We start from the raw sequence: 14,722 nt of genomic DNA on the forward strand, positions 1-14,722 counted from the left end.
TGCGTGGTGAGTATGCAGAGTCAGACAGCACAAGCAAGGGAAGATTCCGGCATTTCCCCTATTTGCCGATGACATAGCCTTTTTTTTGGCCCGACGTTTGTCAGTGTTCCCCGGTACCGGTAAACCGCCGCACGGCTACCTCCCACTGCTGCATCAGGCTGGCCGCCTGGTCACGCCCGATGGTGGGCAAGAACGTCCGGTCGGCGCGCCAGTGCGACGCCAGTTCGTCGGTGCCTTGATACAGGCCGATGGCCAGGCCCGCCAGGTAGGCGGCACCCAATGCCGTCGTTTCGATCACTTGCGGGCGCACGACGGGGATGCCCAACAAGTCGGCCTGGAATTGCAGCAGCAGGTTGTTGGCGCAGGCGCCGCCGTCCACGCGCAGTTCCGTGATCGGCGCTTGCGCGTCGCGCGTCATGGCGCCCAGCAGGGCGGCGCTCTGGAAGGCGATCGCTTCCAATGCCGCGCGGGCGATGTGGCCCACCGTGCTGCCGCGGCTCAGGCCCAGGATGGCACCCTTGGCCGACGGCACCCAGTACGGCGCACCGAGTCCCGTAAACGACGGTACGAAGACGACGCCGCCCGAATCGGGCACGGAGGCGGCCAGGCCTTCCGCTTCGCCCGCGTGGCCGATGGCACCGAGGCCGTCGCGCAGCCACTGCACCACGGCGCCGCCGATGAAGACGCTGCCTTCGAGCGCATATGCCGGCTGCGCGCCCACCTGGCAGGCGGCCGTGCTGATCAGGCCATGCTGCGATTGCGCGCACTGTTCGCCCGTATTGAGCAGCAGAAAGCAGCCCGTGCCATAGGTATTCTTGGCCATGCCCGGCTTGAAGCAGGTTTGGCCGAACAGCGCCGCCTGCTGGTCGCCGGCAATGCCGCCGATAATGACGGGGCTGCCCAGTACGTCCGCATCCGTTTCGCCATACACGTGGCTCGATGGGTGGACGGATGGCAGCAGGCTGGCGGGAATGCCCAGCCAGTCGAGCAGTTGCGCATCCCAGCAGCCTTTATGCAGGTTCCACAGCATGGTGCGCGAAGCGTTGCTGACGTCGCTCACGTGCAGGCGTCCGCCCGTCATTTTCCACGCCAGCCAGGTATCGATGGTGCCGAAGGCCAGTTCGCCGCGCAGGGCCCGCGCGCGGGCGCCGGGCACGGCGTCGAGTATCCAGCGCAGCTTGGTGCCGGAAAAATACGGGTCGAGCACCAGGCCTGTTTTCGCGTGGATGGCGCCGGCCAGGCCGCGCGCGCGCAAATCTTCGCACAGCGCTTCCGTGCGGCGGTCTTGCCAGACGATGGCGTTGTACACGGGTTCGCCCGTGGCGCGGTCCCATACCACCGTCGTTTCGCGCTGGTTGGTGATGCCCAGCGCGCCGAGCGCGTCGGCCCGCAAGCCCGTCTTGGCCAGCACTTCGCGGCAAGTCTCGATCTGGCTGTGCCAGATTTCCATCGGGTCGTGTTCGATCCAGCCCGGCTGGGGGAAGAGCTGGCGAAACTCGCGCTGTGCCACGGCGACGATGGCGCCTGCTTCATCGAACACCATGCTGCGCGAGCTGGAAGTGCCCTGGTCGAGGGCCAGCAAATACGTCATGCCGCCACCTCCTGCGCCAGATGCACCGCCAGCCACTGCTGCACGCGCGCCACGTCGGCCGGCGTGCAGCGCAGCCCCAGCTTGCTGCGCCGCCACAGTATGTCGTCGCTGCTCCTGGCCCATTCCACCTCGATCAGATAGCACGCTTCGGCTTCGTACAGGCCGGGCGCCAGCTGCGCGCCCAGGTCGGCCATCGAGGTGGCGCCCGTCAGCAGGCGCGTGGCGCGGCTGCCGTAGGCGCGCGCATAGCGGCGCGCCAGCGCGGGCGGCAGCCATGCGTGGTCGCGCTGGAAGCGGGCGAGGAAACCATCGAAATCATGGCTGTCCACCAGGCGGTTCGGCTGCTGCAGGTCGCCGCCGGGCAGGGGCGCCTCGGCCGTCCACGCCGCGGCGGTATTGTCCAGCAGGGGGGCCAGCAAGCCCAATGCTTCCTCGGCCAGCTTGCGGTAGGTGGTGATCTTGCCGCCCCAGATATTGAGCAGCGGCGCGCCCGTCGCCGCCGCGCCGCGCGCCACTTCCAGCAGGTAGTCGCGCGTGACGGCCGACGCGTTCTGCGCGCTGTCGTCAAGCAGCGGGCGCACGCCCGAATACGTCCACACGACATCGGTGGGCGAAATCTCGCGCTTGAAATAGCGGTTCGCGGCCTGGCACAGGTAATCGATTTCCATCTGGCTGATTTTGACCTGGCTGACCTCTCCCTTGTATTCCTCGTCCGTGGTGCCGATCAGGGTGAAGTCATCCTGGTAGGGAATGGCGAAGATGATGCGCTGGTCCGGGTTCTGGAAGATGTAGGCGTTCGGATGATCGAACAGGCGCGGCACGATGATGTGGCTGCCCTTGATCAGCCGCAGCCCCTGCGTCTTGCCGCCGCCGGCCGCACCGGCGAATTGCGCCGTCCACGGTCCCGCCGCGTTGACGATGGCACGCGCGCGCAGCGTCTTGCGCTGGCCATCTTCGGCTTGCACGGTGGCGTGCCAGGCGCCGCCATCGCGGCGCGCATCGACGCAGGCCGTGCGCGTGAGGATATGCGCGCCGTGTTCCTGCGCATCGAGCGCATTGAGCACCACCAGGCGCGCATCGTCGACCCAGCCGTCGGAGTACACGAAGCCCTTGCGGTAGCCAGCCTTCAGCGGCGCGCCCGCCGCGTGCTTGTCCAGCGCGATGCCTTGCGAGGCGGGCAAAAAGGCCCGTTTGGCCAGGTGGTCGTACAGGAACAGGCCCGCACGTATCATCCAGGCGGGGCGCTGGGCGGCGTCGTGCGGCATGACGAAGCGCATCGGCCACATGATGTGGGGCGCGGCGCGCAGCAGCACTTCGCGTTCCTGCAGCGCCTTGCGCACCAGCTTGAATTCATAGTATTCGAGGTAGCGCAGGCCGCCGTGTATCAGCTTGGTGGAGGCGGACGAGGTGTGCTGCGCCAGGTCGTGCTGTTCGCACAGCACCACGCGCAAGCCGCGGCCGGCCGCGTCACGCGCGATGCCGGCGCCATTGATGCCGCCGCCGACGACCAGCAGGTCGCAGTCGGCGGGCAGGGAGGAAAAGCGGGAAGCGGACATGGAAGACTCGTCTGGTAAAAGTAAAAGAAAATTAAATGCCGTATCAGGCGAGCAGCGACAGCACGGGCGGCAGCACGAGGGCCAGGCCGGCGATCAGCAGCAACACGAAGACGGCGCGGCGCACGTGTTCGATGGGCAGGCGCGAAGGGTGGCGGCGCGCCAGCCACGTCAAGCCCATCACCAGCGGCAAGGCCTCGAGCGTCAGCCACAGGGCCGTCATGCTGAACTGGCCATGCGCCAGCACGAGGACCAGGCGCAGCACGGCATTCGCGGCGAACAGTACGATCAGCGAATGGCGGATCATGTCGGCTGGCCATGGCTGGCGGTACAGGTGGTATACCATGGGCGGGCCGGCGCTGGCGAACAGGCCGCCCATCACGCCGGACACGCCGCTGAAGAACAGAAACGCGGGCAGGCTTGATTGCCGCGCACGCGCGCTGGCGCGCAGCACCAGCATGAAGGCGCAGATGACGATGGCGCAGCCGAGCAGGAAGCGCAGCACGCTCACTTGCTGCGCGCTGAACCAGCCCAGCAGGGCCACGCCCGCGCCCACGCCCAGCTGGCTGACGGCCAGCGAGGGGCCGAACACGGGCCAGGCCAGTTGCGGGCGCGTGCGGCCAAACGTGATGGCCGCGTTGACCAGCACCAGCACGCTGACCACGTTGGCGACGTCGCCCAGGCTGGCCAGGTGCAGCACGGCCGTCAGGCCCAGCAGGATCAGGCCGAAGGCAAAGCCCGTCAGGTTCTGCGCCACGCTGGCCAGCGCCACGCAGGCCAGGAACAGCAGGTGCGACGCCACGCTCATGCCAGGCTCATTTCGCCAGCGACAGGAAGAAGTCTTGCTGCGCGCAACCGCGCCGCACGAAGACGGGCGGCTGGCCCAAAGGCGCATCGACTTCCACGCGCTGGCCGCCGTCGAACGCGGCGCCGCTCCACAGGTGGATCCAGGCGTCGCCCTGCGGCAGGTAGGCGCTCCAGCGCGCGGCACCGGCCGCGTGCACGGGCGCCACCAGCAGGTCGGGGCCGAACAGGTACTGGTCCTGGATGGCGTAGGTGGCGCGGTCGTGTTCATAGTGCAGGAACAGCGGGCGCTGCAGCGGCAGGCCGCGCGCCACAGCCTCTTCGGCCAGGGCGCGGATGGTGGGCGCCAGCGCCACGTGCAGCCGCGTCATGCGGGCAAAGTGGCGGAACACGTCTTCATCCTGGTAGAACTGGAAATTCTCGTCCGGGCGGTTGCCTTCGTGCGTGCGCATCATCGACGTGAACACGGCCATCTCGGTCCAGCGCTGGAACAGTTCGGCCGTGCGCAGATTGCCGAACAAGCTTGTATAGCCGCCGATGTCGCTGTGGTGGTAGGCATTTCCCAGGAGGCCCGAGGACAGGGCGCCGCAGATCACCGTCTGCAAACCGTCATGGCGGCTGAAGTCGACCGACTGGTCGCCCGCCCACAGCAGCGGGCAGTGCGCCTGCACGCCCGTGTAGCCGGCGCGCATGAAGAAGGTGGCGTCGCCCGTCTTCCCGGCCCGTTCGATGGCGCGCGCATTGACTTCGGCCCACAGGGTCGGCCACGCATTGTGCATCAGGCGCGCGTCGGCGCCATTGTGCAGGCGCAGGTCGATCGGCAGGTATTCGCCGAAATCGGCCATCCAGCCGGACAGGCCGAAGTCGAGCATTTCCTGGCGCAGGATGCGTTCCTCGAACCACAGCGCGGCGGCCGGATTGGTGAAGTCGACGACGCCGCAATCGAATTCGCCGAAGTCCACCAGGTAGGCGCCGCCATCCATGGCTGTCGCCAGGAAGCCCTGTTGCAGCGCTTCCTGGTACAGGGTGCCGTCGTTGCACAGATAAGGGTTGACGTAGCCGAGGAAGCGGATGTCCTGCTTGCCCAGGTCGGCGATCCAGTTCTTCAGGTCAGGGTAGCGCTGCGGCTGCCAGCGCCAGTCCCAGAACAAGCGTTTGCCGAACGAGGTCTGGCGCAAGCCCACCCAGTCTTCGCACCACAGGGCGCTGACGGGCAAGCCATGTTCCTGCGCCTGCGCCAGGATGGTGCGCGCGTGCTCTTCGCCGCCTTTCAAGCCCAGCATGGCGCCATTCTGCAGCCAAATCGGAAGGTGAGGCTGGCGGCCGAAGCGCTGCGAGACGACGCCGACCAGGTCGACGAAGGTGTCGGCCAGCATGAATTCCAGGCGCTCGGGCATGGCCCAGAATTGCAGTTCGTGGAAATCGGGCTGGCGGAAATCGAAGTCCGCATACGCCGTCGTTTCCGCATGCAGGCAATAGCGCTGCGAAGAGATGAAGCTCGGTTGCGGATAATTCGTGTGGTAGTAGTCGCCGCCAGACTTGGACGTCACGTCCGCCTGCCACGTCAGATGGGTCGACTTGTCGCGGCCCACGCCCGGCTCCGACGTCCACAGGGGGAAGTGGCGGCCGCGCAGGTCGAAGTACGACATCTGCTCGCCGCAGCCCCATACATGTTCGTCCTGTTCCGCGGGCAGGCGCAGCCACAGCCGGTTCCAGCCCGGTGCCGCGTACTGCACCACCAGGTGCACGCCATGCGGCGTCGCTTGCACGGCCAGCACCAGTTGCGGTGCGTCGCCCGCATGGCGCGCAAAGCTCAGGGTGGCGGCGTCGCCATCCTGCGTGACGGCCAGCGCGCGCAGGGCATTGCGCTCCTCGACGTAATCCTCGATCTCGAAGTTACCACGGTACATTTCCATGCTTTCGCGGCCCTGGCCGACAAACACGCATGGGGCTTCGGCACTGTGGCGCAGCAGCAAGCGGCCGGCGCAGCGCAGGGCGACGCTGTCATTTTCCTGGTGTAGTGTGTACTGCATGACGATCAACTCCTGTGAAAACCGGCCGTCCGCATGGCGGGGCATGGGACGGGCCGGCGGTGCATCAACAATTAAGCACTAATTAAAAGACGAGGAACATGCCGGCGGTCAGCTCGACGGGGCTGTAGCCGAAGTAGTTATTGTCCCCCCGGAACTGCAATACGCCCAGCTTGGCGTGGCTGTTGTTGGCGATGCGCGTGGCATACGCGTAGAACGACAGGGTAGGCTGGAAGTTGTACAGGTAGCCCAGCGAGTACGCGGTCGACTTCGGCTTGCCCACGCCGTCGCCCGTGTTCGCGCCGAACGCGCCTTTGGCGTTGGCGCCGTCATAGCTGATGTGCGCCAGGCTGCCTTCGATGCGGTGCTTGCCAAGGTCATACGCGCCCGACACGCCGAAGGCGTCGGCCGCATAGCCGCCCGCGTTCGACACGCGGTAGGACGTGTAGGAGCCGCCCAAGGTAAAGTCGTTCCACTTGTAGCGCGCGCCGACGATATCCGTGACCTGGTTGCGCTTGATGAAATTCGGCGTGCCGGCCGTGCTGATGTCGTTGCTCTGCTGGTAATCCATGTGCGCATAGCCGAGGAACAGGTCGCCCTTTTTGTACAGCACGTTGGCGGCCCAGCTGCGGCCATCGTTTTCCAGGTCGGTGGCGGAAGACGCCTGCTGGCCGGCCGAATACGATACTTCGGCCGAGATATTGTTCCAGGTGGGACTGCGGTAGCGCAGCGCATTGCCGTAGAACAGGGCCGTGCCCGAGTTGTTGCCGGCCAGGCTAGTCGTCTTGCTGGCGTTGCCCGTCACGGGGTCTTTCAGGTAGCGGCCCAGCGATTCGGGGCGCGTGAGCGAGAACAGGGCGCTGAAGTCATTGGCGCCATAGTTGTGCGCCGAGGCCAGGTCGGCACCCAGCGAGACCCAGAACGGCGCCATGTACATGGTGCCGCCTTCGATCGAACCCCAGGTGGTCGAGGCAAAGCCGACGGTGGAACCGCGGTTGAACAGCACGGACGAGGTGGTGTTGTTTTGCGTGCCGCCGCCCGCGTTGCCGTTGAACAGGTTCAAGCCCGTCTCGACGCCGAAGATGGCCTTGTATTCATCGCTGAAGACCCAGGCGCCCGTGAGGCCCAGGCGGCTGGCCATCTCGCCCTGGTTCAGGCGATGGTTCGTCAACTGGCGCCCGCTGGCATCCTTGCCGCGCGAGACCGTGTAGCCGATGTCGCCACGGCCGTACAGCTTCCAGTTGAAGCCGGTGACGGGTTTTATCGGGGCCGCCGCCGATGATGCCGGTGCGGCCGCCATCGCTGCTGCTGGCGCTGCTGGCTGGGCCGCCTTCGCTTCCATCTGCGTTACCCGGTCCTGCAATTGGGCCAGCATGGCTTTCATGTCGCTCAGTTCGTCGGCGCGCGCGTTAGCGCTAACAAATGACGCCGAGAAAAGGGCGCCCGTGATGGCTGCGGCCAATGTGGTCTTGCGTAATGTCGTTTGCATGATCCTGTCTCCTGTGTTTTTATAGGTGTATTGTTGCTGGTCCCTGCCTTGCCTACATTAAATAATCAAATCCCTCCCATGCACAAATATTTGATATCGAGGAAGTCGTCCATGCCGTAATGCGAGCCTTCGCGGCCCATGCCCGAATGCTTGACGCCGCCGAACGGCGCCATTTCATTGGCGATCATGCCCGTGTTGATGCCGACCATGCCCACTTCCAGTTCTTCCGCCACGCGCCAGACCCTGCCCAGATCGCGGCTGTAGAAATAGCCGGCCAGGCCGAATTGCGTGGCGTTGGCCATGGCGACGACTTCGTCTTCGCTGCCGAAGCGGAACAGGGGCGCCAGCGGGGCGAAGGTTTCCTCTTTGGCCACCAGCATGTCGCTGTTCGCTTCCAATACCACGCTGGGCTCGAAAAAGCTGCCGCCCAGCGCGTGGCGCTTGCCGCCGATGGCCAGCTTGCCGCCCTTGGACAGCGCGTCGGCGATATGCTGCTCGATCTTGCGCACGGCGTTTTCATCGATCAGCGGGCCTTGCGTGACGCCAGCGTCCAGGCCATTGCCCAGTTTCAGCTCGGCCACCTTGGCCACCAGGCGGGCGGCGAAGTCATCGTAGATGCTGTCCTGTACGTAGATGCGGTTGGCGCACACGCAGGTCTGGCCGCTGTTGCGGTATTTCGACATCAGCACGCCTTCGACGGCCGCGTCGATGTCGGCATCGTCGAAGACGATGAAGGGCGCGTTGCCGCCCAGTTCCAGCGACAGCTTCTTGATCGTGCCGGCCGCTTCGCGCGACAGCCAGGCGCCCACTTCCGTCGACCCCGTAAACGTGATCTTGCGTACCAGGTCGTTGTGGCACAGTTCCGTGCCGATCGCTTGCGCCGCGCCCGTCACCACATTGAAGACGCCGGGCGGCACGCCGGCGCGCAGCGCCAGTTCGCCCAGGGCCAGGGCCGACAGCGGCGTTTGCGACGCCGGTTTCAAGACCATGGCGCAGCCGGCCGCCAGGGCGGGGCCGGCCTTGCGCGTGATCATGCCGTTCGGGAAATTCCACGGCGTGATGGCCGCGCACACGCCGATCGGCTGCTTGATGACGACGATGCGCTTGTCGTTCGACGGCGGCGCGATCACGTCGCCATACGCGCGCTTGCCTTCCTCGGCAAACCACTCCAGGTAGGCCGCGTTCGAGACGATCTCGCCCTTCGCTTCGGCCAGCGACTTGCCTTGCTCGCTGGTGAGGATCAGCGCCAGGTCGTCGGCATGCTGCAAAATCAAGGCATGCCAGGCGCGCAGCACCGTGGCGCGCGCCTTCACCGTCTGCTTGCGCCACAGCCGGAAGGCCGCGTGCGAAGCGGCGATGGCGCGCCGCGTCTCGGCCGCACCCATGCGCGGTACGGTGGCGATGACTGCGCCCGTGGCCGGGTTGGTCACGGCGATGGTGGCGCCGTCATCGGCGTCGCACCAGACGCCATCGATCAGGCATTGCTGTTTCAACAGGCTTGCATCTTGCAGGTTCAACATGAGGGTTCTCCTTGGATGGGTGATGCGGCTTAACCCGCTACAGATACTTGTGCGAGGCCGGCGTCGACGATGATGTTCTGCCCTGTGATGCCGTCCGAATCGTCGGCCGCCAGGAACAGGGCCGTGCGCGCCACGTGGCCCGCGTCGAGCCGGTATTTCAGGCATTGCAGTTCGATGAAACGCCGGTCTTCCTCGGGATCGCGCCACAGGGCGGCCTGGCGGTCCGTGGCGATGGCGCCCGGCGCGATGGCGTTGACGCGGATATTCTGTTCGCCCAGTTCGCGCGCCAGGGTGCGCGACAGGCCCGCGATGCCGGCCTTGGACGTGGTGTAGCCGACCAGGTTGGGGCGCCCGCGCATCCATGAAATGGAGCCGAGGTTGATGATGGAGCCGCCGCCGGCGGCCGCCATGCCGGGAGCCACCTGCTGGATGGCGAACACATGGTGCTTGAGGTTCAGGGCCAGGCAGTTGTCCCAGTACTCGGGCGTCAGTTCGGCCAGGCTGTGGCGGTCGTCGCGGCCCGCGTTATTGAGCAGCACGCGGATGGCGCCGAAACGCGCCTCGACGTCGGCCAGGCTGGCCTGGTAGGCGGCGATGTCGCGGATGTCGCTGTACACAAAATAGGGCGCATGGCGCGACAAAGGCGCCAGGCGCGCGGCCAGGGCGGCGCTGGCGTCGCGGTCGATGTCGCAAAAAGCCACTTGCGCACCTTGCAGGGCGAAATGTTCGACCAGCGCAGCGCCGATGCCGGAGCCGCCGCCGGAGACGAAGACCACGCGGTCCTGCAGGCTGGGGTAAAGAGTGATGTTGGCGTTCATGCTGTCCTCGGGGGCAAATTGTGGGGATCAATCCCGGTAAAGGGGTTCGGGGCGGCCGGCCACGTCCAGGCGCACGGCAAAGAGGCCGCCGGCCTGCGGCTGGCGCGCCAGTTCGTCGTCCGCCGCGCCTTCGCGCGCGCTGGTGATGTACAGGGTGCGCAGGTCGGCGCCGCCAAAGGCGATCATGGTGGGACGCGTGACGGGCACTTGCACGATGCCGATGATCTCGCCCTGCGGCGAAAAGCGCAGCACCCGGCCGCCTTCGTACTGTGCGCTCCAGTAGCAGCCTTCGGCGTCCAAAGCCGCGCCATCGGGACGGCCGCCATACACGGCTTCTTCGCCCTTGACGGGAAGGCGGGCGAACACCTGGCGCTCGCCCACCTGGCCGCTGGCCGCGTCAAACGCGAAACGGTAGATCACGTGATTCGGCGTGTCGGACTGGAACAGGGATTTTCCATCTTCCGCGAAGGCCAGGCCGTTGCTTACTTTGACGCCAAGATCCTGCTGCGGCCCCCAGCCCAGGCGCGTGGCGCCTCGTTCCAGGCAAAACATGGCGGCCAGTTCCGCCGTGCGCGGTTCGTACATGGCGCCGGCCCAGAAACGCCCGGCGCTGTCGCAGCGGCCGTCGTTGAAGCGCATGTCGCGGCTGTCGTACGGTGCATCGGCCAGCTTGTCGAGCAAGCCTTCCTGCGGATAGAAACGGTAGAAACCGTCGCGCAGGGCCGCCACCAGGCCGCCTTTTTCAGCCAGGGCGATGCAGCCCGGCTCGCACGGCACCCACCAGACGCGGTCGAGGTTTGTCGCCGGATCGTAGCGGTGCAAACGGCGTCCGGCGATGTCGATCCAATATAAACACTGCTCGGCCACGCTCCACAGCGGGCATTCGCCCAGCTGGGCGCGCGCGTCGAGCACGAGTTCGGCTTGCCATTCACGCATGCTGGTTCTCCGCAGTGTCTTCCATGGCCAGGCGCATGGCGATGTGCAGGCTTTCGCCGGGCGCCAGCAAACGCATGCCCGTGCCCTGCGCGCCGCGCGCGGCCAGCGCAAACGCGTTATTCGCGTGCGTGACGGGTTCCAGCGCAATGAAGCTGCGCTCGTCGTCGGGCGCGAAGCACACGAGGTGGCCGCAATTGTCGCTGGCCGACAGGTGCACGGCATAGTCTCCGTAATCGAGGCTGGCGCGGCCCGTCCAGCCGCTGTAGCAATTGTCCGCCTGCCAGCCGGCCACGGGCTGCGGCGTGGCGAATGGCGATGCTTGCGCCACGGGCGCCAGACCGGCCGGCAAGTGGTCGTCGCCCATGCTCCACACGCCATCCCACTGCGTCTGCAGGCGCAGGCCAGGGGCCAGCGGGAAGTAGGGGTGAAAACCCAGGCCGGCGGGCATGGTGCGCGCGTCGTCATTACGCACCGATAATGTCAGGCGCAGGCCGGCTTCGTCGAGCAGCACGGTTTGCTGCACCGTGCAGGCAAATGGCCAGTCCGCGTCGCCGCCATGCACGAGCAGCAGTTCGGCGCTGTGGGCCGTGCGCGCCGCCACATGCCAGACGCGCTGCCAGCCGAAGCCGTGGATGCTGTGCGGCTCGGGCGGGAAGTTGGCGCGCAGCGCATGCGTCTGTTCCGGCGCCTGCAGTACGGCGTTGCCGATGCGGTTCGAATACGGCGCCAGCGGATAGCAGGCCATCTGCCGCACACCGGCGCTGGCCGGCGCGGCGCGCAGGATGTCGCGCCCGCGCCAGCGGAGCGCCGCCAGCGCGCCACCCGTGGCAGGGTGGACGTCGGCGCGGCAGTCGCCATGCGTCAGGGTGAAGGGAGGCTGGTGGTTCATTTTCAGCCTCAGCCCTTCAAGCCGCCCGAGGTCAGGCCGCTGACGACCTTTTCCTGGAAGATCACGATCAGCACGACGATGGGCACGATGGCCACCACCAGCGCCGCCGAAATGATCGGCCACGGGAAGGCGAACTCGCCCTGGTACAGCTGGATGCCGACGGGCAGGGTGCGGTATGCCACGGCCGAATTCATCGACAGCGCCAGCAGGAACTCGTCCCAGGAATTGACGAACGCGAGGATGGCGGCCGTCGCCACGCCAGGCGCGGCCAGCGGCAGCACGATGCGCCACAGGGCGCTCAGGCGGGTGCAGCCGTCGAGCATGGCCGCGTTCTCGATGTCGCGCGGGATATCCTGGAAAAAGCTCACCATCATCAGCGTGCAGATGGGCAGGTTCAGCACCGTGTACGGCAGCACGAGCGCCCAGTAGGAGTTCAGCAAGCCCAGGCTGCGCATGATTTCGAACAGCGGCACCATCAGGGTCACCAGCGGGAACATCGACACGCCGATGATGGCGGTCAGGATCAAGCCACGGAAACGCAGGCGCAAGCGGGCAATCGCATACGCGGCCAGCGCGCTGATGAACAGGCTGAGCAGGGTCGACAGGCCGGCCACGATCAGGCTGTTGGTCAGGAACGTCAGCAGCGGCTGGTCCTGGAAGGCCGAGATGAAATTGCCGATGGTCGGTTCGTGCGGCCAGTAGGTGATCGGCTTTTGCGTCAGTTCGCTCTCGGTCTTCAATGAGGTGAATAAAATCCACAGGGCGGGGAAGACGCCGTTGAGGATGACGATCGCGGCGGCGAACCAGCGCAGGCGCTTCGATGAAAACAGGCCGCTCATTCTTTGTCTCCTCTTACATATTTCAGATACACAAACGTGGTGGCCATCGACAGCAGGAACATGAACACGGCCAGGGTCGAGCCGTAGCCCACGTCAAGGTAGTCCACCGTATTGGACTGGATATACATGGCCAGGGTCTTGGTTTCATCGCCAGGGCCAGGCATGTTGTACGGAATATCGAAGGACTGGATGGCCGTCAAGGTGCGGAAGATCAGCGCCACCAGCATCGATGGCACCAAGAGCGGCAGGGTGACTTCCGTAAATTGCTTCCACTTGCTGGCGCCGTCCACTTCGGCCGCTTCATACAGCGAGGCGGGGATCGTTTGCAGGCCGGCGAGCAAAATCAGGGCCATGAACGACGAGGTTTTCCAGATGGTCGTGATGCAGATGGCGGCCATCGTCAGCGCGGGCGAGTTGAACCAGATTTGCGGTTCCCAGCCCAGGCCGGGGATCAGCAGGTCGATGCGGCGGATGATGTCGTTCACCAGGCCGTATTCGCTGTGAAAGAACCACGCGAAGATCAGGCCGACGAAAGCCAGCGGCAGCGCCCACGGCAGCAGCAGCGCCAGGCGCACGGGCCAGCGGTATTTGAACGGCATGTTGGCCAGCATGGCCAGGCCCAGGCCCGCCACCAGCGCGCCCGGCACGGTGACGACGGTGATGATGACGGTGTTTTTCAGCGACTTCCAGAACAGGGAGTCTTCCAGCGCCATCTTGTAATTGTCCAGGCCCACGAAACTGGGCAGGCTGCCGCCGGACAGGCGGATGTCGAAAAAGCTGTTGTAGATCAGTTTGCTGACCGGATAGGCCACGATCAGCAGTAAAAACAGAATCGCCGGCGTCAGCAGGACCCAGGCCAGCGTCGTTTCGCTGGGGTCCGTGATGCGGCTTTTCAGGGTGCGTTGCCTCATGATTTCCTCGTCTGTTGCGGTGTGCGTATGCGTGTGCCGCCCGGGCCGCCGTCGTGGCGGCACGGGCGCATGCCGGTTAGCGCAGGATGCGCTTGACCCGGTTTTCGATCTCGGCCACGCCGGCCGCCGGCGTTTTCACGCCCGCCATCACGGCATTTGTATTGACGCGCACGGCTTCGGACACTTCGCTGTAGCGCGGCGTGACGGGGCGCGAACGGGCGCTTTGCACGACCGGCAGGGCGTCGGCGAACCAGCCATTGGCGGCCAGCACTTCCTTGTCCTGGTAGACGGACGGGTAGACGGGCAGGTTGGAGGCCTTGATGGCCAGCTGCTTCGACACTTCCGAGCTCGACAGCCAGCGCACCAGCTTGGCCGACGCTTCCTTGTTCTTCGAGAACGAAGACACGGCCCACTGCCAGCCGCCGATGCACGACGCAGGTTTGCCGCCCGCCATGGCCGGCAGGCTGACGACGCCGACTTTATCCTTCACGCTGCTGTCGGCGCCATCCTGGAAGTGGTTCCAGGCATAGCCCCAGTTGACGGCGAACAAGACGTTACCGGCCTGGAATTCCTTGCGCGTATCGTCGGTGGCCACTTCGGCGATGTTCTTTTTCGCCACGCCCTGGTCGACCAGCTTGCGCCACATGGCCAGGCCCGCTTCCGCCTTGGGCTTGTCCAGGGTCAGCTTGCCGTTGGTGACCAGTTCGCCACCCTGGCTCCAGTACGGCAACAGGAAGGTGCAGACGGCGCCTTCGATGGCCTTGCCCTGGAAGCTGATGCCTTGCAATTCCGGATTCTTTTCGCCGGCCTGGATGGTGCGCGCCACGGTGGCCAGCTCATCCCAGGTTTTCGGCGCCGCCAGCTTGTATTTGGCCAGCAAATCCTTGCGGTAGTAGAGGAACATGGCGTCGGCAAAGGCGGGCAGGGCCACGACCTTGTTGTCGACCATATTCGCTTGCTTGTAGGCGGGCAGGTACTGGCCCATGATCTTGTCGCGGTCGGCGCCCAGGTATTTATCCAGGCTTTCGATCCAGCCGGCCGACGCGTACTGGGCCGGGCGGATGATGTCGATCAGGAACACGTCCAGGGTGGTATCGCCGGCCGACAGCACGGTGTTCAGGTATTTCTGCTGCAGCTCGGAAGTGGCGCCGCCCGTTTCCAGGTCGATCTTGACGCCGGGATTGGCGGCCATGAACTTGGCGAACAGTTCGCGCATGACTTCGGGGCGCTCCTGGCCGCCGACAAAGACCTTGACCGTCTGCGCGTGCGCACCGGTGGCGAGGACGAAGGTGGCGCCGAGCGCCAGGACGAGGGATTTGATACGCATGATGCTTGTCTCCTG

The 14,722-nt window shown here is 65.7% G+C and carries 12 protein-coding genes; all 12 read right to left on the reverse strand.

What is annotated here, in order from left to right:
• Window positions 1–100 precede the first annotated feature (100 nt).
• The 12 genes from glpK to SKZ59_RS07680 all read right to left on the reverse strand — a co-directional run bounded on the left by glpK (window position 101) and on the right by SKZ59_RS07680 (window position 14,707).
• Complete coding sequence (glpK, locus tag SKZ59_RS07625; RefSeq protein ID WP_319991287.1) at window positions 101–1,591, reverse strand: glycerol kinase GlpK; 1,491 nt, start codon at window positions 1,589–1,591, stop codon at window positions 101–103.
• Complete coding sequence (glpD, locus tag SKZ59_RS07630) at window positions 1,588–3,147, reverse strand: glycerol-3-phosphate dehydrogenase (RefSeq protein ID WP_319991288.1); 1,560 nt, start codon at window positions 3,145–3,147, stop codon at window positions 1,588–1,590. The genes glpK and glpD overlap by 4 nt, the downstream gene beginning before the upstream one ends.
• Before the next feature lie 43 nt (window positions 3,148–3,190).
• Window positions 3,191–3,952, reverse strand: coding sequence for a TSUP family transporter (locus SKZ59_RS07635; protein WP_319991289.1), 762 nt, complete (start codon window positions 3,950–3,952; stop codon window positions 3,191–3,193).
• Between the two features lie 7 nt (window positions 3,953–3,959).
• Window positions 3,960–5,981 carry an alpha-glucosidase gene (locus tag SKZ59_RS07640; RefSeq protein WP_319991290.1) on the reverse strand — a complete coding sequence of 674 codons (2,022 nt, stop codon included), beginning with the start codon at window positions 5,979–5,981 and terminating at the stop codon, window positions 3,960–3,962.
• 82 nt (window positions 5,982–6,063) lie between these two features.
• Complete coding sequence (locus tag SKZ59_RS07645; RefSeq protein ID WP_319991291.1) at window positions 6,064–7,467, reverse strand: porin; 1,404 nt, start codon at window positions 7,465–7,467, stop codon at window positions 6,064–6,066.
• Between the two features lie 65 nt (window positions 7,468–7,532).
• The gene (locus SKZ59_RS07650; RefSeq protein ID WP_034755218.1) at window positions 7,533–8,987 is read right to left on the reverse strand and encodes an NAD-dependent succinate-semialdehyde dehydrogenase; all 1,455 of its coding nucleotides are present in this window, start codon (window positions 8,985–8,987) and stop codon (window positions 7,533–7,535) included.
• A 29-nt stretch (window positions 8,988–9,016) separates the two neighbouring features.
• The gene (locus SKZ59_RS07655) at window positions 9,017–9,805 is read right to left on the reverse strand and encodes an SDR family NAD(P)-dependent oxidoreductase (RefSeq protein WP_034755221.1); all 789 of its coding nucleotides are present in this window, start codon (window positions 9,803–9,805) and stop codon (window positions 9,017–9,019) included.
• Between the two features lie 27 nt (window positions 9,806–9,832).
• Complete coding sequence (locus tag SKZ59_RS07660; RefSeq protein WP_034755225.1) at window positions 9,833–10,741, reverse strand: SMP-30/gluconolactonase/LRE family protein; 909 nt, start codon at window positions 10,739–10,741, stop codon at window positions 9,833–9,835.
• Window positions 10,734–11,630, reverse strand: a complete 897-nt coding sequence (locus SKZ59_RS07665; protein ID WP_034755229.1) for an aldose 1-epimerase — start codon at window positions 11,628–11,630, stop codon at window positions 10,734–10,736. The genes SKZ59_RS07660 and SKZ59_RS07665 overlap by 8 nt, the downstream gene beginning before the upstream one ends.
• An 8-nt stretch (window positions 11,631–11,638) precedes the next feature.
• Window positions 11,639–12,469: a carbohydrate ABC transporter permease gene (locus SKZ59_RS07670; RefSeq protein WP_034755232.1), complete on the reverse strand. Its 831-nt coding sequence runs from the start codon at window positions 12,467–12,469 to the stop codon at window positions 11,639–11,641.
• A complete protein-coding gene (locus SKZ59_RS07675) occupies window positions 12,466–13,380 on the reverse strand; it encodes a carbohydrate ABC transporter permease (RefSeq protein ID WP_034755235.1) in 915 nt (304 codons plus the stop codon). Before SKZ59_RS07675 ends, SKZ59_RS07670 begins: the two co-directional genes overlap by 4 nt.
• A 76-nt stretch (window positions 13,381–13,456) precedes the next feature.
• The gene (locus SKZ59_RS07680; protein WP_319991292.1) at window positions 13,457–14,707 is read right to left on the reverse strand and encodes an ABC transporter substrate-binding protein; all 1,251 of its coding nucleotides are present in this window, start codon (window positions 14,705–14,707) and stop codon (window positions 13,457–13,459) included.
• Window positions 14,708–14,722: the final 15 nt, after the last annotated feature.

Origin of the sequence: Janthinobacterium sp. GMG2 (assembly GCF_033949445.1) — a bacterium.
Lineage (GTDB): Bacteria > Pseudomonadota > Gammaproteobacteria > Burkholderiales > Burkholderiaceae_D > Janthinobacterium > Janthinobacterium aestuarii.